Here is a 19,759-nt window from a genome sequence, read left to right as displayed (position 1 = left end):
GGAATCTTCGATGAATAAGCTGATTTGGCGTTTATTTCGTGCTGAACTGCGGCGTGGGGAACTGACGATTATTGCCGCTGCTATTGTGCTTGCGGTGAGCTCAGTATGGTTGTTCAGTAGTATTACTGATCGTTTAGAACAGGCCATTTTTTCTAAGAGCGGAGACTTTATTGCCGCCGACCGCTTGGTTCGTAGTGGACATCCCGTTGATCTTGATTTGGCGCAGCGAGCAAGCCGCTTACAATTAGATTACGCGGAGCAATTGCTCTTTCCATCGATGTTATATGCCAATGATAAGTTAGTTTTGGCGAGTGTGAAGGCGGTGTCGAATCACTATCCACTGAAGGGGGCGTTGCGAGTGAGTAAACAGCCGACTGGCAGTGGTGGTGCCTCGATAAAAGGCGTTCCGATAGGACAAGTGTATTTAGCCGAACGTTTGTTTTATCAGCTTGGCGTAAATATTGGGGATCAAATTGAGATAGGCGAGGCGACATTAAAGATCGCCGGGCGTATCGTGAATGAACCAGATGCGCCATTTAGCGTATTTATGACTGCGCCTCGGGTCATGATGAATATCGCCGATGTGCTTCAAACCGAGGTGGTTCAGCCTGGCAGTCGCTTATCTTACCGTTACATGTTCGCAGGAAGTAAATCTCGTTTAGCCGACTTAGAGCTGCAATTAAAGCCCTTGCTCGCGGATAATCAACGTTTCATTAACGTCAGTAGTGGTAGCTCTCCGCTAGCCAATGCCTTAACCAAGGCGCAGCAATTTTTATTGCTTGCGGGCTTAATTGGGGTTTTGTTGGCTTGCGTGGCGATTGCGGTCGCCAGCAGGCTGTACTGTCAACGTCATTACGATACGGTGGCGATGTTTAAAGTTGTTGGGGCAAGTAAAGTACAGATCAGACGCATTTACATTGGACATTTATCTAGCGTCGTTTTGTTATCAACATTGCTGGGATTGGGACTTGCCTCCATTTTGCAATGGCCTGTGGTCAATTATGTGGAAGCTAGTATTAACATTACCTTGCCAAGCGCAGGTTTGAAACCTTATCTGATGGCGGTGGGTAGTGGTTTGATTTGTGGCTTTGCCTTTACTTTGCCAACTCTCTTACAGTTATTTAATGTGGCACCAATGCGGGTGATCCGTCGTGACAGTGACGATGGTGTGGTGAAGCCGTTATGGGTCGGCCTATGGATGCTGCTGAGCGTGTTTGGCTTATTATGGTTGTATAGCGCATCTTTATCGCTCAGCCTTATTCTATTGGGCGTAGGTTTATTGGCGGTGTTGGTGCTGTTGTTAACCAGCCAGCTATTGCTGTGGCTACTTAAAAAACGTTCAAGCAATTTAGGTCACGTGAGCCTTAAAATTGCGGTCTCATCGCTTTATAAAAGAGCGAAACAGAATCGGGTTCAGTTGATTGGCTTTACCGTTGCCATCAAACTTGCTTTAGTGGTGTGGGTGATTCAACAGGATCTCATTAGCGAATGGCAGCAACAACTGCCGGCCGGGGCTCCTAACCATTTTGTTTACAATATTAGCCAACAGCAAAAACAGCCATTAATCGATCGTTTCGCTGCCGAGAATATTAATTTGGGCCCCTTGTTTCCGATGTTGCGTGGGCGCTTAGTGGCGATCAATGATGAGCTAGTGAGTCAGCAAGCCAATGGCGAATATTCAGATAAGGAATCGTCGCGTCGTCGTGGGGCTGGTCGGGAACTTAATTTAAGTAGCACTGCAGACTTACCCTATCGAAATCGAGTAATTGATGGCCAGTGGTTAAGCCCTCAAAGCCAGCAGCAAGCTTCGGTGGAGCAAGATTTTGCCGAGCGTTTAGCGATTAAACTCGGTGATACGCTGCGTTTTATGGTGGGAGCCAGTACCTTTGAAGTAAAGGTAAGCAGTATTCGCAGTGTTGATTGGAATACCATGCAACCAAATTTCTTTGTGCTATTGAGTCAAGATGTGATGGCCTCTTTTCCAAGTGGATATTTGAGTTCTTTTAATTTACCAGCCAATAAAAGTGCTTGGATGGCTGAAACTATGGCGAGTTTTCCTACCTTGGTATTAATTGATGTGAAGGCTCTGATTCAGCAGTTAAGCCAAGTGGTTGACCAAGTATCACTGGCGCTTCGATTGGTGTTGGTGGTGGTACTGTTAGCCAGTAGTTTAGTGCTATTTGCTCAAGTGCAGGGCTCGTTACAAGAACGCCGACTGCAAACGGTGATTCTACGCACTCTAGGTGCCAGCGGTAAAGTATTGAGAAATGCTGTGATTTATGAATTTGTTATCCTCGGTCTATTATCTGGCTTCATCGCCGCGTGCGCAGCTCAAGGGGTATTATTGTTACTACAAACTCAAGTGTTTGAGATCCGACCTATGTTGAACTGGAGCCTGTGGTTGATTGGCCCAGTGTTGGGAATGGTGGTGATTGCCAGTATGGGGGCGAGTTCAACCTTACGTTTACTGAAGCGAAACTCGGCTCAGTTGGTGAGAAGTTTGCGTTAAGCTTTTCTCGCTTTAGTGGTCTTTGTATTCACTTAAGTGGTGAGTCGCAGCCCAATCTAAGCTAATGTTGCTTCCGCTTTGTTAAAATCAATGGAAAGTGATTTCATTATGGTCTGCAATGGCTATATACTTATGAAAAAATGTAATAAGAGCTTAACTCGCGGGTATATTTGTGGTTAAGACAGTTTGGCGCTAGAGAATCTAACAAAATGAAATTGCAGCAATTACGCTATATCGCAGAAGTCGTTAATAATAACCTTAACGTATCTGCAACTGCCGAAAGTTTATATACCTCGCAACCGGGGATCAGTAAGCAGATCCGCTTGTTAGAAGACGAGTTAGGGGTACAAATCTTTAAACGTAGTGGCAAACATCTTAGCCAAGTCACCCCTGCTGGCCAAGAAATTATACGGATCAGCAATGAAATTATGGCGAAGGTGGAGAGCATTAAAGCTGTGGCTAGTCAGCATACTCATCCTGACCAAGGCTCATTAAACATTTCCACCACCCATACTCAAGCACGTTATGCCCTACCAGAAGTGATTCAAGGTTTTATTCATCGTTATCCGAATGTTTCGTTAAATATGCATCAAGGCACGCCCAATCAAATCAACGAAGCGGTTGCCAAGGGCAGTGCAGACTTTGCGATTGCGACCGAGGCCTTGCATATCTTTTCCGATTTGGTGATGTTGCCGTGTTATCACTGGAACCGGAGTATTCTCGTACCACCCGATCATGAGCTGGCGAAGAAACATCTGAATGGTGAAGTTGTGACCATTAATGATTTAGCTAAACATTCAATTGTCACCTATATTTTTGGTTTTACTGGACGCTCAGACCTTGACGACGCCTTTGGCCGTGCGGGTAAGGTACCCAAAATTGTCTTTACTGCCACCGACGCCGACGTGATTAAAACTTATGTGCGAATGGGCATTGGTGTCGGGGTATTGGCAACGATGGCGATTGATAAGCAACAAGATCAGGACTTAGTCGCGATTGATGCGAGTCACTTATTTAGAGCGAGTACCACTAAAATTTGTTTCCGAAAAGGAACCTTCCTACGGACCTATATGTATGATTTCATCGAACGCTTTGCTCCTCATTTGACTCGCGATTTAGTCGATAGGGCAGTACAAGCAAAATCATTCGATGAAGTTGAAGCTTTGTTCAACGAGATCCAATTACCAACCATTTAAGTGTTCAAAAAAGCAGTCGAAGTGACTGCTTTTATTGTTTCTGATTTTAATTCGCTAGTTAGCTGGCTGCTTTAACACTCGATAATGTTGACCGCTAAACCACCGCGCGATGTTTCTTTGTACTTACTCTTCATATCACGACCAGTTTCCCACATCGTTTTTATCGCTTTGTCTAGCGATACCTTGTGTTCTCCACTCCCGCGAAGCGCTAAACGTGCGGCATTAATCGCTTTCAATGCGCCCATCGCATTGCGTTCGATACAAGGAACTTGTACCAAACCACCGATGGGGTCACAGGTGAGTCCTAGATTATGTTCGATGCCGATCTCGGCTGCATTTTCAATTTGTTCGGGTTTGCCGCCAAATAGAGCCGTTAAGCCAGCTGCCGCCATTGAGCAGGCGACGCCCACCTCGCCCTGACATCCAACTTCGGCACCAGAAATTGAAGCGTTGGTTTTATATAAAGAGCCAATTGCGGTGGCGGTCAAAAAAAACTGATTTAGGGCATCTTGGTCTAAGGCTTGTACAAAATTGTGATAGTAATGTAATACGGCAGGAATGATCCCCGCGGCCCCATTGGTCGGAGCGGTAACCACGCGTCCACCTGCGGCATTTTCTTCGCTAACGGCAAGCGCATATAAATTGACCCAGTCCATAACATTGAGGGGATCAGAGCTTAGGTTTTGTTGCGAATTGAGCTGGCGCTTTAAGCAGGGGGCTCGTCGAGCTAGCTTAAGGCCGCCGGGTAAGATCCCCTCTTCTCCCATACCGCGAGCCACACAGGCTTGCATCGTTTGCCAAATTTGTTGGGTATACGCGCTAATGCTACGCGTAGAACAATGTACTTGCTCATTGCAAGAAACCACCGCAGCGATGCTTTTACCGCTTTCTTTACAGCGCAATAATAAGGAATCTGCGCTGTCGTAAGGGTAGGGGTAGTTAGCCTCATGGGCTGCAACGGCTTCGCCATCTTCAATAATGTAACCTCCACCAATCGAGTAGTAGGTTGCCGAAATGGTTTTACCATTGTCGAGTGTGGCGGTAAAACGTAAGGCATTACTGTGTACAGGCAAGCTTTTACGTCGGTGAAAAACAATCGCGCCAACTTTTGGAAAGTTAATTATTTTGGAGTTTAATAAATTTAACTCTTGGCTTTGTTCTACCTCTTGTAACATTTGCTCAACGGCATCAATATCAATAAACTCGGGAGTTTCGCCTAATAGGCCGAGAATGACTGCCTTACCTGTGCCGTGGCCTTTTCCGGTGGCGCCTAACGAGCCAAATAGCTCGACTTGTAAGTGATTGATCCGCTGGAATTGCGGTTGTAAATTTTCAGCAAATAGTTTCGCCGCCTTCATCGGGCCTACGGTATGAGAGCTGGATGGACCAATACCAATGGAAAAAAGGTCAAATAAACTTACCATTTATGTTGTTACCTAAAAAATCGAATCGAATAAGTTATTAATTCTGTTGTGCTAAGTATATCTAGTTATCCGCAACAATGAGAGGCCAAATTATACAATATTTGCGCGGTTGCTCCCCAAATGACGTGCTTTTCGACTTCGATGAAATAAACCTGTTTCACGCGGCCTTTACGATAAAAACGATAACCCTGATAATTGCTTAAAGACAAAAAAGGCTGCAAGGGTAAAACAATCACTTGCGCCACTTCGTTGTCGTTGATCTTAAACGCAAGGTCTTGCTTGGCGGTCGCGATAAAGGGACTCACCGAGAAATTGCTGACGGTATTTAACTGCGGAAGTTGCCCTAGAATGGTAAATAACTTGGGGTTAATTCCTATTTCTTCTTCGGTTTCACGCAATGCGGTGTGTTGTAAGTTGTGATCGGTGCTATCGTATTTCCCGCCGGGAAAGCTGATCTCCGAGGGGTGATGCCGTAACTGAGCGCTGCGCTGAGTCAGTACCAGTTGCTCCGTTTGTCCTGGCTGGGCGATGATTGGCACCAAGACTGCCGCAGCTTGCTTTGTTGACTTGGCTGAGTTGGCCACAGCAGGATGCAATAGATAGCGTTGTAGGTAGTGGTGGGTATGCATAAATACAATTGGATCCTTGAGTCTCAGCCTTACTGTAAGGCTGGCAAAATACGACTGAGCTTATCGAAACATTCTTGGTATTCGGCATCGACCTCAGAGTCAACCACAATCCCGCCGCCAGCCCAACAATAGATCTGCTGTTGTTCACATACCAAAGTTCGGATCGTGATATTGGTATCCATATCGCCATTGGCGCTGATATAACCGATAGCTCCACAATAGGCGTTACGGCGGTTTGCTTCAAGTTCTTCAATAATCTGCATCGCCCGGATTTTAGGTGCGCCAGTGATTGATCCTCCAGGAAAACAGGCCGCTAGAAGTTGTTCGCTTGAGTACTGTTTGGCAAGTTCTGCGCGAATGGTACTCACCAGATGGTGCACCGCAGGGAACGATTCTATATTAAATAGCTTGGGCACTGTCACACTGCCGGACTTGGCGACTCGGCCAATGTCATTTCGCAATAGGTCGACAATCATCAAGTTCTCGGCTTGATCTTTTTCCGCGATGGCTAGTTCTTCGGCTAAAGCTCTATCTTTAGCCAGATCGCTACTGCGCGGGCGAGTGCCTTTAATTGGTTTGGTTTCGATCATTCCTTGTTTCAGGCGAATAAAACGTTCGGGCGATACACTCAGAATACAGCTATCTTCGAGGCGTAAAAACGCCGAAAATGGTGCTTTGTTGGCTGCAATCAGTTTTTGATAAGCAGTGAGTTCACTACCTTGATAGCTGGCTTGAAAGCGTTGGGTTAAATTAATTTGGTAGCAGTCGCCACTGAGTAGGTATTGTTGCACCTGAGCAAAACGTTGCTGATACTGTGCCTGACTAAGGTTGCTCTGCCATTGGCTGGTTAAACTAAATGTTTGCTCAGGTGCCGCTTGCTGTTGTAATAACCATTGCTCGCGTTCTACCAGCTGTGCATAGGCGCTTAATTGATCATCATGATCAGCGTAGTGCACGAGAGTACTACGTTGTTGTTGGTGGTCATAGATCAAGGCCCAGTCATAAAATCCGACTGCCATATCCGGGCTACGCAGATCAGCTTGAAGACGTTGTGGTAGCGGCTCCAATTGGCGACTCAAATCGTATGACCAAAGTCCCAGAGCACCACCGCAAAATGGGAGCTCAAGTTGCTGATCCGTCGCCTTAGAAAATAATTGCAGCCGCAGTTTTTCTAATAAATCGAAGGGGGCTTGTTTGCTTTGGTAGTGTTGTTCGCCAAGTCTAACCGTGGATATTTCAGCTCGAGTACAAACCGTGGCGATGGGATCAGCCACTAAAATGTCGTAACGGCTATTCTCATGCTCACTGGATGCGGATTGCAAGAAGCAACACCACTGTTGGTTGGCGATCCGCTCGAATAGCGTTGCCGATTCTAAACAAAAAGATTTACTAACAATCATAGGGTTGGTTTTTACTGGCCATTAGCTAAAGGTATTATAAATACGTAGATAAATTGTAAAAATTTCGGACTAGGTTATAGCAGGCTTTATAGCGCAAGCGTATTATAGGCGGGAAGGATAACGATTATAACCCGAATAGCCAAGGACTGAGTTCACTCAATGTACCAAGGCAAAATAAGGACCTGTGGAGACTTTATGACCATCATCCGAAAACAAGACTTTATTGACAGTGTCGCTGAATCACTGCAATTCATTTCTTATTACCATCCTCTCGATTTTGTGAAAGCGATGGCTGCGGCTTACGAGAAAGAGCAAAGTACCGCGGCAAAAGATGCCATCGCACAAATTTTAATTAACTCACGAATGTGCGCCCAAGGTTTACGACCGATTTGTCAAGATACCGGCATTATTACTGCCTTTGTCAAAGTCGGTATGCAGGTTCAGTGGGACAGCGACCTTACCGTGCAGGAAATGGTCGACGAAGGCGTGCGACGAGCCTATACCAATCCCGATAATCCACTGCGCGCTTCTATTGTCGCCGACCCGAATGGGGCGAGGAAAAATACCAAAGATAATACGCCCGCGGTGGTTCACATCGATTTAGTCGCTGGTGATAAAGTGGAAATTATGGTCGCCGCGAAGGGCGGTGGTAGTGAAAACAAATCAAAAATGGCGATGCTTAACCCTTCTGACTCTGTGGCCGAGTGGGTACTTAAAACCTTGCCGACCATGGGAGCCGGTTGGTGTCCTCCCGGCATGGTTGGAATTGGCATCGGTGGCACCGCAGAGAAGGCTGCAGTGATGGCAAAAGAATCGCTGATGGATCCGGTAGATATTCAAGACCTACAGGAGCGTGGCGCAACTAACGCCGATGAAGAGCTGCGTTTAGAATTAATGGAAGGTATTAATAAGCTGGGAATTGGTGCGCAAGGCTTGGGGGGCTTAACCACGGTTTTAGATGTCAAAGTCAAATCTTGCCCAACTCATGCGGCATCCAAGCCGGTGGTTTTGATCCCCAACTGTGCGGCGACTCGGCATGCTCATTTTGTTTTGGATGGTAGTGGTCCAGCACTGCTAACGCCACCGAAGCTGGAAGACTGGCCAGAAATTACCTGGGATGTGGGTGACAATGTACGCCGTGTTGATGTAAACAGCATTACTAAAGAAGAAATAGCCAGCTGGAAAATGGGCGAAACGGTATTGCTTAATGGTAAGATTTTAACGGGTCGCGATGCAGCGCATAAGCGTATTAAAGAATACTTAGAGCAAGGTAAACCATTCCCCAATGGCGTCGATTTTAACGGTCGCTTTATTTACTACGTAGGGCCAGTTGATGCGGTACGCGACGAAGCTGTAGGCCCTGCAGGCCCAACTACCTCGACTCGGATGGATAAGTTTACCGACATGATGCTTGAAGAAACCGGTTTGTTGGGCATGATTGGTAAGGCAGAACGCGGCCAAGCAACCGTTGATTCTATCGCGAAGCACCAATCGGTTTACCTAATGGCAGTAGGTGGCGCCGCCTATTTGGTGTCTAAAGCGATTAAGCAAGCCAAAGTCGTCGCGTTTGAAGATTTAGGTATGGAAGCCATCTACGAGTTTGAAGTTGAAGATATGCCAGTCACGGTAGCGGTAGATAGTGATGGCAACTCAGCTCATCAACAAGGCCCTGCTATTTGGAAGGCCAAGATTGAAGAGCTGGATGCAAAAATGAAAGCTTAATGAAAAAGCGGCTTAGGCCGCTTTTTTTTGTGCCATTTTATGCGTGAGGTAACGATCCAATGAAAGAGGACCTGCGCCCCATATTAAGTTGATCAGTAACATCAGTCCCCATAATTGGTGATCATAGAATCCGCCCGGCCACAGCACAGGATAAGACACGACAGCAATAATGTTGAATACGAACAGTTTTAAGGAAAATATACGGGTAAATAAACCCAAGACTAAAAAGATTGGCAAAATTAATTCTGCGGCGGTGCCCAAGTAAGCGGCTAACTCCCAAGGAATAATCGGAACCTGATATTCTTCTTCAAATAAGTAAAGAGTTGAATCCCATGAACTGATCTTAAGATAACCAGAACGAAAAAACACCGAAGCAACCCACAGTCGGGTGATGGTGAGTAACAGCGGGATCAGAAGTGATTGCATCGCCGTGACAGCTTTTAAATAGAGATTATAGATTGCCATGCTCTGGCCCTCCGGTGGCGTTTGCGTCGCTAAAGCTGGCAAACCTTTGTTGATGGATGGCATCACCCAATAAGGCTTCTAGTTCAAACAGACAATGTTCCGGTAATTGTTCTAAAGGCCGTTGCTGATGACAGTGGGCTAAGAACTCAAAACTAAGAGCCGATATTTGTTCTATGGCAACTTCAAAGTTGGCTTGTTTAGTGAGTAATAGATAGTCATTTTGTTGTAGCTCGATCGCCTCAACTTGCTCGGTCTGTACCATCTGATAAATATCAAAAATAGGATACTGGCTGGATAACAAGGTATATTGCGGGGCCAAGTGCAAAACCACAGACCCCAAGTTTTCAGGCGTAATGGTTTGCAGTTCAGCGATAGACAAAAAGGTGGAACTCAATGCTTGCCCGGCGGTTTGCTCAATCAGCCAATCGAGTTGAGCAACTGCTGGCAAATAGGGGAGCTCGGCTAACTCGGGTTGTTGTTGCAGAAATAAATCAAAACCTTGACCAAATAAATTCAAGTCGCCTTGATCGTGTCCTTTGGCCAAGATGAAACGCTTAGCCGATTGACAAAAATATTCTTCACCAACCAATTTTTGGATGGTTGGGTAGCTCGCAGAGAGGGCTTCGCTTAAACTCAACAAGTAGTTGTTTTGGTATATCTGCATCGATTCGTCGGCAGTCAACTGGCCTTGCTGAAGATGTTGATGGATGGCGTTTTCTTGATGGTTTAGTGCATTTGAAAACTGCTGTTGTAATTGTTTAAGCACAAGCCACCTCTGTCACTTGTTGATCAATTGCGCGCGCTCGATCCATTTCCTGGCACAGTACTTCTAGCGCAGGGAAGTCACTATCCCATTCGATGAGTACAGGAATCTGGTTTGTAAAGTGTTGCTGGAAGTATTGATATAAATCCCAAACGGGTTGATGGACGGCTTGGTTATGGCTATCAATCAGCACCGTTTTTCCATCAAATTGTTTTTCGGTGTAGCCCGCTAGATGGATCTCTTGTACGGCGTTAAGATTGAGGTGCTCGAGGTACTGCTGATAATCCCAGCCTAAGTTATAAGCACTCACATATACATTGTTAATATCAAGCAAAAGCCCACAGCCCGTTTGCGCCACGAGTTGGTTTAAAAATTCGGGTTCAGGGATATGGCTTTCTGCATAGGCCAAATATGCGGAGGGGTTTTCGATTAATAGCTGTCGTCCTAGAAAATCTTGGGCTTGATTCACGTGGTCAACAAATACTTTTAAGCATTCTTCAGTATAAGGTAGGGGTAGCAGGTCGTTGTAATAACGGCCATTTATACTGCTCCAGCTTAAATGTTCGGAAATTATGAAAGGTTGAATGTGATCAATTAAGGTTTTTAGTTTGCTTAAATGAGCAATACTCAATGCATCGCTAGAACCTAGTGATAGCCCAACGCCATGTACGCTAATAGGGGTGTGTTCAGCAATTTGAGTCAGCTGGTGATAGTCGTAGCTATGTGGATTGAAATAATTTTCGGCGTGAATTTCTAGCCAATCGATGTTGGGATGTTTGGCTAATAGCTGTGTCGCAAAGGCGGATCGTAAACCCAAGCCGTATTGTTTTTTAGTCATATTTATCGTCATCTTTACGGGGTGGGAAGGGACTGTCGAACCAAACTTGGTTCGACATCATCAACTTAGCTAGCTTCGGTGCTACCGCCAGCTAATTTGCCACAAAGACCCTTAGGTAAAACCACAAATGCATCTTTCTGGCTGTCAGATTTTGCAGTGCCAGCACAGGAGCTATTTTTAGTCGCGCAGTCATTTTGGCCTGCTTTGGCAACGCCGTAGCATTTTTCTTTATCGGCGGCGAATGCAGGGCTTGCACCTAAAGTTCCTAAAGCGATTAAACCTGAAACAGCAGTGGCGATGGCGAGGTTAGATTTTTTCATAGTTGATTCCTAATGTAGTGATTTTTAAATGTTGGTTTGCTTATTCAATGTTATTTATTAGCTAGCTTGGGTACTGCCGCCGGCCAATTTGCCGCAGAGACCTTTGGGTAAAACCACAAATGCATCTTTCTGGCTGTCAGATTTTGCAGTGCCTGCACAAGAGCTGTTTTTAGTGGCACAATCATTTTGACCCGCTTTGGCAACGCCGTAGCATTTTTCTTTATCTGCTGCGAATGCAGGGCTTGCACCCAAAGTTCCTAAAGCGATTAAACCTGATACGGCAGTAGCGACGGCGAGGTTAGATTTCTTCATGGTTGTTCCCTTATTCATTTAGTCTGGTGTTTGTTACAACTTGCTTACTTCGTTGTAACTAATGAAACCGAGTTTATTAAAAAAAGATTTCACAATGCATGAAAAAAATATTAATTATTTAATGATAATGGCTGTTTTAGTCCGGTTGGTTTTTACAATAAATGCATATTTAACAGATGCTTGTAGGTGTGAATTAGAAATTAGATTATATTTTGTGAAGTCGAGTCAATTGTATATTAAGTAGCCAGATTGTTAGCTGGAAGTGAAACGAAGCGTAGGAAAAAACAGGGGGCTCTCGATATTTTGAGGCGAGTTGACAGCGGGTATTGGGCAACAATGCTTGTGGAACCGCCATCCATAGTGAATCATGTAAGTACTCAATAAATAGAGGCGAACGATATGAAACTGGCAATTTGCTGGAGTGTAGGGGTTTTATTGTTAGGCGCTTGTAGTCCGCAGGTGCCGCCAAACCAACCGCAACGCAGTGCTCAGCAACAGCGCGACACGATAGTGGTGAGCGCCGACACGGGTTTTGCTTTAATAGCCCAACAAACCGTATGTGACCATCCAATGTTGGCCGAAGCGCTGCGTAATCCACAATTGTCGGATTTAGCAGCCTATGATCTGATGCACCACGCACTTACCAATGCATTGCTCGAGCGCGGGCTTGCTTATCAAAGTAAGGCGAGCGAAAGTTGTGACTATTGGTTGGCCTTTGCTATTCCTAGCAGCCAGCAACTTAGTGACCTGCAACTGATGAGTTTATTTGGGGTGTCTCCCGGTTTAGCCGATGATGGGAATCAAGATTTTCAGCGAGCAACTCTATACCTCAGTTTATATCAGCCTGGTTCAGGTCGCCCCAGTTGGCAGTTAAGTATGCAAGCCTTTGCTGCGGTGGAAATCGATCAACAGGGACGTAGAAAGCTGAAGCTTAAGCCTGAGGGTGTTGATTATGTGATAAACCGTATCTTTGCGCATTTGAAAGTCGACGTTATTCGGCCTTAAGTTTTAGAAGGCAAAAAAAAGCCCAGCTACAGGGATGCTGGGCGTTCAATTTAAGTGTTTAATTGCAGTGGCATAGATTAAGACCCGCCGTTTTCTAGAAAGTTTCAATTTTTTTTATTTTCTATATAAAAAAGTCGACGACAGTTCTCGTTTTTTGTTCTCTTCACAAAATATCCATGCCATAAACATTGACATCGCGAGGTCTTAAACGTAGTTTTTAAACAGTTGTTTAATTTTTAAAGGTGTGATGGTGAGACAAGGAACAAAAAGTAAGATCCTCGATGCAGCAGAGCGTTTATTTGCAGAACGCGGTTTTGCCGATACCTCATTGAGACTAATTACTTCGGAGGCTGAAGTGAACCTTGCTTCGGTGAACTATCATTTTGGTTCAAAAAAAGAGCTGATCCAAGCAGTGTTGATGCGCTATTTAGAGCAGTTTATGCCGTTAGTTGACGAGGCGATGCTCGTGCATACGCAGAGCGAGCACGCGCCCAGTCTGGAGCAGGTGTTCAATTCATTTATTGAACCCTTGCTGGCGATGAATCAAATTAAAAAGCACGGCACTGCAATGTTGTTGTTACTGCTAGGCCGAGGTTATACCGATAGCCAAGGTCACCTACGAAAATTTATTACTCACCATTTCGGAGAAGTATTAAGTCGTTTCCAGCAAGCGGTGAAGCGTGCTTATCCGGAGTTATCTGACAGTGACATCTTTTGGCGTTTACACTTTACCCTCGGTACGGTGGTATTCACCATGGCATCAAGCGCGGCCTTAAAAGATATCGCCAGCGCCGACTTTAACGAACAAATTAATACCGAAGGACTGATCCGTAAGGTGATTCCTTATCTGGCCGCCGGGGTCGGTGCGCCAAATAACCCATAATAACGATAGGCTAGTGAGCCAAAAATACGACGTGAAATAAAGGATACAGCCATGACAATTATACTAATGTTGCTGACCGCTATCGTGGTGCTGTTAAGTATTACCGAGACACGGATCAAGCTGGTTTCGCGACCAGCCTTTAAGATGTTTAAAAAGATTTTGCCCCCCCTGTCGCAAACTGAAAAAGAAGCCATGGAAGCGGGGTCGGTATGGTGGGACGGCGAACTATTTGGAGGAAAACCCGACTGGAGTAAATTGCATCAATATCCTAAAGCGCGTTTAAGTGAAGCCGAACAAGCCTTTATGGATAATCAGGTTGCAAGCTTACTCAAGCTACTAGATGACTTCGACATTGTGCAAAACCAACGCGATTTGCCCAAACCGGTATGGGATTACTTAAAAGCCGAAGGCTTTTTTGCATTAATTATCCCTAAAAGTTATGGCGGACGAGAGTTTTCGGCAATTGCTAATTCAACCATTGTTAGCACCATTGCCACTCGCAGTTTATCGGCTGCGGTAACGGTGATGGTGCCTAACTCTTTAGGCCCAGGTGAGCTGTTACTGCACTATGGCACCCAGCAACAAAAAGATCATTGGTTACCCGGCTTAGCCGATGGCACCCATGTGCCTTGTTTTGCCTTAACTGGCCCAGAAGCAGGCTCTGATGCAGGAGCGATACCCGATAAAGGGATTATATGTAAGGGGGAGTTTAATGGTGAAGAGGTTGTGGGGATCCGCTTAAATTGGAATAAGCGCTACATTACGCTGGCACCTGTTGCTACGGTTCTTGGCTTAGCCTTTAAACTGTATGATCCCGAACATCTGCTCGGTGAGCAGCAAGAGCTGGGTATTACCTGTGCGCTGATCCCAACCGACCATCCCGGTGTGCGTACCGGCGATCGCCATTTTCCGTTAGGTTTAGCCTTTATGAATGGCCCAACTTTTGGTGATGATGTATTCATTCCCTTAGATTGGATTATTGGTGGCTCTGATTACGCCGGTAAAGGCTGGCGAATGCTGGTTGAATGTTTATCGGCCGGTCGCGGTATTTCACTTCCAGCCTTGGGCACGGCGGTGGGCCATATGAGCTCACGAACTACCAGCGCTTATGCCTATGTTCGTAAACAATTTGGTTTATCGATTGGCCGTTTTGAAGGCGTTGAAGAGGCCTTGGCTCGGATTGGCGGCATGACCTATCAATTAGAGGCTGCCCGTCGTCTTACCGCAGGCGCTTTAGACTTAGATCAAAGCCCTGCCATTGTCACCGCGATTGCTAAGTACCATATGACCGAAATGGCGCGTACCGTATTAGATGATGCCATGGACATTCATTCGGGACGGGGGATCCAACTGGGTGAAATGAACTACTTAGGTCATGCCTATAATGGGATCCCAGTTGCGATCACGGTGGAAGGTGCCAACATTCTCACCCGTAACTTAATGATCTTTGGTCAGGGCGCTACACGTTGTCATCCATATGTTCTCAAAGAATTGCAGGCGGCTGCTAATCCAGACGAAGCCGCAGGACTTGCCGAATTCGATGGCCTGTTAATCAAACATATCGCTTTTGGCGCAGGCAACTTTGTGGGTAGCTTATTCCAAGGCTTAACCGGTGCTTATTTTAATTCAAGCCCGGTTTCGGGAGAAACCGCTGTTTATTATCGCCAATTAACCCGGATGAGCCGAGGATTAGCTTTGTGTGCCGATATGTCGATGTTGATTCTAGGTGGAGAATTAAAACGTAAAGAACGGATCTCTGCGCGCTTAGGTGATGTGCTGAGTCATCTTTACTTAGCGTCAGCCACCTTAAAACATTATGAAGATCAAGGGCGTCCGGCAGAAGATCTACCATTTGTGAAGTGGGCGATAGAACGTAATCTTTACGAAATTGGTATCGCTTTTGAAGGTTTCTTTCAAAACTTCTCGAGTCGGGTGGTGGCACGAGTATTAAAATCGGTGGTGTTCCCATATGGCAATCGCTTTAAGCTAGCGGACGATGCAATAGGCCATAAAATTTGTGAAACCATGATGACACCAGGCTCCGCTCGCGAGCGCTTAAGTCAGTTATGTGTGACCGATGGCAGTAAAGGAGATGCGGTTGCAATTATTGAGCAGGCATTTTTGGCGATGTATAAAGTGAGACCACTAGAGCGGAAGATCGCCAAAGCTCAGAAAGCGGGTCAGTTACCACGTAAGGTTGAACTTGCAGAAATCGTTGCTGCTGCTCAGGCGCAGGATATCTTAAGTGAGACCGAAGCCGCTGAGTTACTCAAAGCAGATGCTTTACGTTCCAAGGCGATTCAGGTTGACCACTTCGAACCTGGCGTATTAGAAGAGAAAAACGCGCCAATTAGCGCTGTGCATGTTGCCTAATTCATTTGGCGACTACAAATAAAAAAGGATGCCATTGCATCCTTTTTTTGTATTCACAAAGATAGAATCACGAACTGTGGTAACAGTTCAGGGAACATCTAATGGTAAGCCTGCTAAAAGTTAGTATAAAGACTAGCGCTTAGCAGGCTGCGTTTGATTATTCGATACCTTTATCGGTTCTAGAGTCTTTTAAGCTTTGTTTCACTTTACGCAGATTCTCTCTGAATCGTTCACCACGACGCAGTGTAAAGCCTGTTGCGAGTACGTCGATAAGAGCCATTTGCGCAATACGTGATGCCATTGGCATATAAACGTCGGTATCTTCCGGAACATCCATCGACAACACCAAATTACATTCTTTGGCGAGTGGGGAGTCTTTAGTGGTGATGCCAATAACCATCGAATCATTTTGCTGGGCAAGTATTGCAATATCGATCATCGCTTTGGTGCGACCTGTATGTGAAATTAAAATAATCACATCTTCTTCGGTGGCCACAATACAGCTCATGCGCATCATTACAACATCATCAAAGTAGCTTACTGGCACGTTGAAGCGGAAAAACTTATTTAATGCATCTTGGGCAACTGAGGCTGAAGCGCCTAAACCAAAGAATGAAATCTTCTTCGCCTGAGTGAGTAAATCGACAGCACGATTCACCGCCACCGGATCTAAGCTATTTTTTGCCGCTTCTAAACTGGCCATCGAAGATTCGAATATTTTGGCAGTGTAGGCTTCTGGTCCGTCTTCCTCATCTACATGACGGTTCACATAAGGTGTACCGTTAGCCAAGCTTTGCGCTAAATGTAGTTTAAAGTCGGGAAATCCCTTAGTATCTAAGCGACGACAAAAGCGGTTAACGGTCGGTTCGCTTACATCAGCTAATTTAGCCAATGCGGCAATACTTGAATGGATTGCCGTTTGAGGAGAGGCAATAATAACTTCAGCAACCTTTCGTTCGGACTTACTAAAGTTCTCTAAATTTTTTGTTATTTTTTCAAGCGTATTCATAATACTCGTTATATTAAGCGCATTTGTTAAGGTTAAATTGTCAAATGTAATAATTTTTCAACATATAGATATGTAATACAATTACATAGACCGCTGGCTGAAACAAGATAAATTAGCATGAATGATAGACCAGACAACGTTTTCATAGTATGAGCTAGGTCTAATATTTTTGAAATCAATCTAAATATTAGTAATTTACTAACGAAATTCCAGTACAAAAGCGCTAAAATCCACAGATAATTAAGAACAACAGCTATTTAATGATAGTTTGTTAGAGTTATTTAATGATATTTTTGTTTTTATTTTTTAATTTGTTATCGAGGAAAACATAATGGCCGGTTTTGGGTTGATCGCTGATGTAGGTGGCACAAATATTCGTTTGGCGTTAGTCGAGTTAAAGACTGGCGAAATAGGTCGTTTACAGAAGTACCTGTGTGGTGACTTCCCCAGCATTGCTGATGTTATGTCGTTGTACTTGAGCGAACAACAAGAAACGGTCACCCAAGCCTGTATCGCCATTGCTTGCCCAACCGATCAAGACTGGATTGCGATGACCAATCATAGCTGGGCATTTTCTCGCAAGGCGGTTCAAGAGCAACTGGGCTTTGAAAACTTTTATGTGATCAACGATTACACCGGCATTGCCATGTCGATCCCAACCTTGAGCGATAGCCAGAAAATACAAATTGGTGGTGAACCCGCCAAATCTGGAGAGCCTATCGCGGTATACGGCCCCGGCACTGGTTTAGGCGTGGCGCATTTAATTCATCACGACAGCGAATATGTGTGTATTCCGGGTGAGGGAGGGCATGTTGAATTTGCACCCAATGATGCACTTGAAGCACATGTTTTGAGCTTCCTACAACAGCGTTATGATCACGTTTCGGCAGAACGCTTGTTATCGGGACCCGGTTTGGTCAATATTTATCTCGGCTTAATGGACTACCATGGCAAAGCAGCCGAAGACTTACAGCCTGCCGACATTACTACCCGCGGTTTGCAAGAAAGTTGCCCGGTATGCGTTGAAGCGATGCAAGTATTTTGTCGCGCCCTTGGCTCTTTTGGTGGCAACCTTGCCTTAAACATGTCGACCTTTGGCGGGGTTTACATTGCAGGCGGTATTATTAGTCGCTTTATGGAATTCTTTAAACATAGTGAATTCCGCGCGCGCTTCGAAGCTAAAGGGCGTTTTGCAGATTTTGTCGCTAAAGTACCCGTTTATGTGATCACCGAAGAACAACCAGGTTTACAAGGCGCATCGGCTTATTTGCGTCAAAGCAATGGCTACCGTATCTAAAGTTGAGCGATTCAAAGCATGGATAAAGGGAAGCATCGGCTTCCTTTTTTTGTGAGTACTTTTATCGTTGCAACAGCAATACTTGTGCAAGAAGTCAGCAACCAACGCCTTTTTAGAAAAAAATAGTTGACCCTCGCCAACGCTATCCGTAATCTAGCGCCTCATTATCGCCCCGAGCGAAAAACAATTTAGGTGACGTGTCCGAGTGGCTGAAGGAGCACGCCTGGAAAGTGTGTATACCGCAAGGTATCGAGAGTTCGAATCTCTCCGTCACCGCCATATTCAAATGAAAAGACGTCTAAGGACGTCTTTTTTTATGCCTGTAATATAGTTAAATCAATAGCTTATCATCTCATCTTGTTTCGGTTTGTCTCATAACGTCCGGCGATTTTGGGTATGACAGAGCGTATGATTTAATCACCCTTGGATTGGGTGTAGATTGGTTTCTGCGAGACTTTCTGAAAAATTGTCTATCTATTAATTGTATCAGTGTGATTACGTCAAAATTGCTTGGTAATTATACTAATACAGTTTAGGAAAAGGATTGGGACTCTATGCATCCCACTCTTTTTTTATACCACACAATTATATCTTCGAGTGGCGTTGGCAGCCATGCACCCGACAAGCCCACTGGCCAATATATACACTAATGAGTTCTTCGACTTATTACTATGAGCGAACAATAAACCCGCAGCAGCTCCTAAACCAGCACCTTGAAGTTGCTCGCTCGAAGGTTTGGTTTGATTAAGCTGTTTAAAATTACTTTTTTGAGCGTTTATAGCTGTAATAAACATTCTGGCCAAAGGCTATGGTAAACACAAAATAAAATAGCCAAGTACGTTGTGGCTCTGCAGATTGCTGCCAGTACCATGCAACAAAACTAAAGATGACCAGACAGTAAATAAGGCTAATGAATACACTTTTTATCATTGCTAGACTCCTGATTCGGTGTTTGATGATTTGGCAGCTCAGTATTTAAAATGTGGTGCCGATAGCCTTACCACACTAGGGCATCTTAAACCGGAATGATAAATTGAATAAAAAAAATACAACGTGATACTATTTTTAGAAAGAGCTTGGCCAGGCTTTTTCAATCGTGTTACTTAAATTAAAAGGAAACTTCAGTTCTGCCATTCCCTCTAGTTTTACTTTTAGCTCAGGGGAAATCTCTGCATATTCTTTTTCAATATACATATTCATGTCAGCAACAAGTAGGGCTTTAATCCTGTTGATTTTTAACGCTTCATCAGTGCTCGGATTGAACTCATCTAAGTTTTCCAGAGATACTAGGGTCCTAAGCGCTTCGCTGTATTCGTACAATGCACATTGCTGTAATGCTTTATAATTTACCACTGCTAAGGCTAAGGCAGCCTCAGAGGGGATTTTTTGCAATTGGACTAAGGTTTCGTTTGATACATTTGTGTTTCTTGCTTGCTTATCACATTGGTTCATTTTGTCAGCAAATGCTTCATATCTTGTTTGTAATATATCTTTTCCAAAATCTATCACCTCGCTTGAAGTATTCGCTTCGCAGCTCAATGTGCATAAAATGCCAAAAGCCAAAATAATATGATTCATCGCGTTATTTTACCTTACATTTTTTGTAAATAGCGC

At 44.8% G+C, this 19,759-nt stretch carries 18 protein-coding genes and 1 tRNA gene; 8 read left to right on the top strand and 11 right to left on the bottom strand.

Features of this window, described 5'->3' with window-relative positions:
* The first annotated feature begins 10 nt into the window (after nucleotides 1-10).
* On the top strand, nucleotides 11-2,509 hold the full coding sequence (locus ACRRSX_RS11955; RefSeq protein WP_432452979.1) for an ABC transporter permease: 2,499 nt from the start codon (nucleotides 11-13) through the stop codon (nucleotides 2,507-2,509).
* A gap of 209 nt (nucleotides 2,510-2,718) precedes the next feature.
* Nucleotides 2,719-3,705 (top strand): HTH-type transcriptional regulator CysB, encoded by a 987-nt coding sequence (cysB, locus tag ACRRSX_RS11950; protein ID WP_432452980.1) that lies wholly within the window; start codon nucleotides 2,719-2,721, stop codon nucleotides 3,703-3,705.
* Nucleotides 3,706-3,776: 71 nt separating this feature from the next.
* On the opposite strand, the gene ACRRSX_RS11945 is transcribed toward cysB, so the two are convergent.
* From ACRRSX_RS11945 to pabB, 3 genes are all read right to left on the bottom strand, one after another.
* On the bottom strand, nucleotides 3,777-5,129 hold the full coding sequence (locus ACRRSX_RS11945) for an L-serine ammonia-lyase (protein ID WP_432452981.1): 1,353 nt from the start codon (nucleotides 5,127-5,129) through the stop codon (nucleotides 3,777-3,779).
* 65 nt (nucleotides 5,130-5,194) lie between these two features.
* The gene (locus ACRRSX_RS11940) at nucleotides 5,195-5,758 is read right to left on the bottom strand and encodes a CoA pyrophosphatase (protein WP_432452982.1); all 564 of its coding nucleotides are present in this window, start codon (nucleotides 5,756-5,758) and stop codon (nucleotides 5,195-5,197) included.
* A gap of 29 nt (nucleotides 5,759-5,787) precedes the next feature.
* Nucleotides 5,788-7,158: an aminodeoxychorismate synthase component I gene (gene pabB / locus ACRRSX_RS11935; protein ID WP_432452983.1), complete on the bottom strand. Its 1,371-nt coding sequence runs from the start codon at nucleotides 7,156-7,158 to the stop codon at nucleotides 5,788-5,790.
* A gap of 195 nt (nucleotides 7,159-7,353) precedes the next feature.
* Between pabB and ACRRSX_RS11930 the strand changes: the two genes are divergently transcribed.
* Nucleotides 7,354-8,880, top strand: a complete 1,527-nt coding sequence (locus ACRRSX_RS11930; protein WP_432452984.1) for a fumarate hydratase — start codon at nucleotides 7,354-7,356, stop codon at nucleotides 8,878-8,880.
* Between the two features lie 12 nt (nucleotides 8,881-8,892).
* Here the strand turns inward: ACRRSX_RS11930 and ACRRSX_RS11925 are convergent, their stop codons facing one another.
* From ACRRSX_RS11925 to ACRRSX_RS11905, 5 genes are all read right to left on the bottom strand, one after another.
* Nucleotides 8,893-9,345, bottom strand: a complete 453-nt coding sequence (locus ACRRSX_RS11925) for a DoxX family protein (protein WP_432452985.1) — start codon at nucleotides 9,343-9,345, stop codon at nucleotides 8,893-8,895.
* Nucleotides 9,332-10,111: an HvfC/BufC family peptide modification chaperone gene (locus tag ACRRSX_RS11920; protein WP_432452987.1), complete on the bottom strand. Its 780-nt coding sequence runs from the start codon at nucleotides 10,109-10,111 to the stop codon at nucleotides 9,332-9,334. Before ACRRSX_RS11920 ends, ACRRSX_RS11925 begins: the two co-directional genes overlap by 14 nt.
* Complete coding sequence (gene bufB, locus ACRRSX_RS11915) at nucleotides 10,104-10,946, bottom strand: MNIO family bufferin maturase (RefSeq protein ID WP_432452988.1); 843 nt, start codon at nucleotides 10,944-10,946, stop codon at nucleotides 10,104-10,106. Before bufB ends, ACRRSX_RS11920 begins: the two co-directional genes overlap by 8 nt.
* Before the next feature lie 65 nt (nucleotides 10,947-11,011).
* A complete protein-coding gene (locus ACRRSX_RS11910; RefSeq protein WP_432452989.1) occupies nucleotides 11,012-11,266 on the bottom strand; it encodes a BufA1 family periplasmic bufferin-type metallophore in 255 nt (84 codons plus the stop codon).
* A 57-nt stretch (nucleotides 11,267-11,323) separates the two neighbouring features.
* Nucleotides 11,324-11,578: a BufA1 family periplasmic bufferin-type metallophore gene (locus ACRRSX_RS11905; RefSeq protein WP_432452990.1), complete on the bottom strand. Its 255-nt coding sequence runs from the start codon at nucleotides 11,576-11,578 to the stop codon at nucleotides 11,324-11,326.
* 399 nt (nucleotides 11,579-11,977) lie between these two features.
* On the opposite strand from ACRRSX_RS11905, the gene ACRRSX_RS11900 reads away from it, so the two are divergent.
* The 3 genes from ACRRSX_RS11900 to ACRRSX_RS11890 all read left to right on the top strand — a co-directional run bounded on the left by ACRRSX_RS11900 (nucleotide 11,978) and on the right by ACRRSX_RS11890 (nucleotide 15,839).
* Nucleotides 11,978-12,583, top strand: a complete 606-nt coding sequence (locus ACRRSX_RS11900; RefSeq protein WP_432452991.1) for a hypothetical protein — start codon at nucleotides 11,978-11,980, stop codon at nucleotides 12,581-12,583.
* Nucleotides 12,584-12,827: 244 nt separating this feature from the next.
* Nucleotides 12,828-13,466: a TetR/AcrR family transcriptional regulator gene (locus tag ACRRSX_RS11895; RefSeq protein ID WP_432452993.1), complete on the top strand. Its 639-nt coding sequence runs from the start codon at nucleotides 12,828-12,830 to the stop codon at nucleotides 13,464-13,466.
* A 51-nt stretch (nucleotides 13,467-13,517) separates the two neighbouring features.
* Nucleotides 13,518-15,839, top strand: coding sequence for an acyl-CoA dehydrogenase (locus ACRRSX_RS11890; protein ID WP_432452994.1), 2,322 nt, complete (start codon nucleotides 13,518-13,520; stop codon nucleotides 15,837-15,839).
* A gap of 157 nt (nucleotides 15,840-15,996) precedes the next feature.
* On the opposite strand, the gene ACRRSX_RS11885 is transcribed toward ACRRSX_RS11890, so the two are convergent.
* Nucleotides 15,997-16,848 carry a MurR/RpiR family transcriptional regulator gene (locus tag ACRRSX_RS11885; RefSeq protein ID WP_432452995.1) on the bottom strand — a complete coding sequence of 284 codons (852 nt, stop codon included), beginning with the start codon at nucleotides 16,846-16,848 and terminating at the stop codon, nucleotides 15,997-15,999.
* A 331-nt stretch (nucleotides 16,849-17,179) separates the two neighbouring features.
* Here ACRRSX_RS11885 and ACRRSX_RS11880 point away from each other — a divergent pair, with 331 nt between their 5' ends.
* Together ACRRSX_RS11880 and ACRRSX_RS11875 are read left to right on the top strand one after the other, a co-directional pair.
* Entirely contained in the window at nucleotides 17,180-18,145 is a 966-nt protein-coding gene (locus tag ACRRSX_RS11880) for a glucokinase (protein WP_432452996.1), read from the top strand.
* Nucleotides 18,146-18,336: 191 nt separating this feature from the next.
* Nucleotides 18,337-18,424, top strand: a tRNA-Ser gene (locus tag ACRRSX_RS11875).
* A gap of 480 nt (nucleotides 18,425-18,904) precedes the next feature.
* Here ACRRSX_RS11875 and ACRRSX_RS11870 read toward each other — a convergent pair.
* Both ACRRSX_RS11870 and ACRRSX_RS11865 read right to left on the bottom strand, forming a co-directional pair.
* Nucleotides 18,905-19,075 (bottom strand): hypothetical protein, encoded by a 171-nt coding sequence (locus ACRRSX_RS11870; protein WP_432452997.1) that lies wholly within the window; start codon nucleotides 19,073-19,075, stop codon nucleotides 18,905-18,907.
* A 135-nt stretch (nucleotides 19,076-19,210) separates the two neighbouring features.
* Nucleotides 19,211-19,723, bottom strand: coding sequence for a hypothetical protein (locus ACRRSX_RS11865; protein WP_432452998.1), 513 nt, complete (start codon nucleotides 19,721-19,723; stop codon nucleotides 19,211-19,213).
* Nucleotides 19,724-19,759 lie beyond the last annotated feature (36 nt).

This window comes from Agarivorans sp. QJM3NY_30, from assembly GCF_050870855.2.
In the GTDB taxonomy this organism is placed as follows: domain Bacteria; phylum Pseudomonadota; class Gammaproteobacteria; order Enterobacterales; family Celerinatantimonadaceae; genus Agarivorans.
This window is presented reverse-complemented; position numbering and strand designations above follow the sequence as displayed.

Excerpts from the sequence above, each read along its gene's own strand:
- ACRRSX_RS11955 (WP_432452979.1), top strand. The coding sequence starts at position 11 with ATGAATAAGCTGATTTGGCGTTTATTTCGTGCTGAACTGCGGCGTGGG.
- cysB (WP_432452980.1), top strand. The coding sequence starts at position 2,719 with ATGAAATTGCAGCAATTACGCTATATCGCAGAAGTCGTTAATAATAAC.
- ACRRSX_RS11945 (WP_432452981.1), bottom strand. The coding sequence starts at position 5,129 with ATGGTAAGTTTATTTGACCTTTTTTCCATTGGTATTGGTCCATCCAGC.
- ACRRSX_RS11940 (WP_432452982.1), bottom strand. The coding sequence starts at position 5,758 with ATGCATACCCACCACTACCTACAACGCTATCTATTGCATCCTGCTGTG.
- pabB (WP_432452983.1), bottom strand. The coding sequence starts at position 7,158 with ATGATTGTTAGTAAATCTTTTTGTTTAGAATCGGCAACGCTATTCGAG.
- ACRRSX_RS11930 (WP_432452984.1), top strand. The coding sequence starts at position 7,354 with ATGACCATCATCCGAAAACAAGACTTTATTGACAGTGTCGCTGAATCA.
- ACRRSX_RS11925 (WP_432452985.1), bottom strand. The coding sequence starts at position 9,345 with ATGGCAATCTATAATCTCTATTTAAAAGCTGTCACGGCGATGCAATCA.
- bufB (WP_432452988.1), bottom strand. The coding sequence starts at position 10,946 with ATGACTAAAAAACAATACGGCTTGGGTTTACGATCCGCCTTTGCGACA.
- ACRRSX_RS11910 (WP_432452989.1), bottom strand. The coding sequence starts at position 11,266 with ATGAAAAAATCTAACCTCGCCATCGCCACTGCTGTTTCAGGTTTAATC.
- ACRRSX_RS11905 (WP_432452990.1), bottom strand. The coding sequence starts at position 11,578 with ATGAAGAAATCTAACCTCGCCGTCGCTACTGCCGTATCAGGTTTAATC.
- ACRRSX_RS11900 (WP_432452991.1), top strand. The coding sequence starts at position 11,978 with ATGAAACTGGCAATTTGCTGGAGTGTAGGGGTTTTATTGTTAGGCGCT.
- ACRRSX_RS11890 (WP_432452994.1), top strand. The coding sequence starts at position 13,518 with ATGACAATTATACTAATGTTGCTGACCGCTATCGTGGTGCTGTTAAGT.
- ACRRSX_RS11885 (WP_432452995.1), bottom strand. The coding sequence starts at position 16,848 with ATGAATACGCTTGAAAAAATAACAAAAAATTTAGAGAACTTTAGTAAG.
- ACRRSX_RS11880 (WP_432452996.1), top strand. The coding sequence starts at position 17,180 with ATGGCCGGTTTTGGGTTGATCGCTGATGTAGGTGGCACAAATATTCGT.
- ACRRSX_RS11870 (WP_432452997.1), bottom strand. The coding sequence starts at position 19,075 with ATGATAAAAAGTGTATTCATTAGCCTTATTTACTGTCTGGTCATCTTT.
- ACRRSX_RS11865 (WP_432452998.1), bottom strand. The coding sequence starts at position 19,723 with ATGAATCATATTATTTTGGCTTTTGGCATTTTATGCACATTGAGCTGC.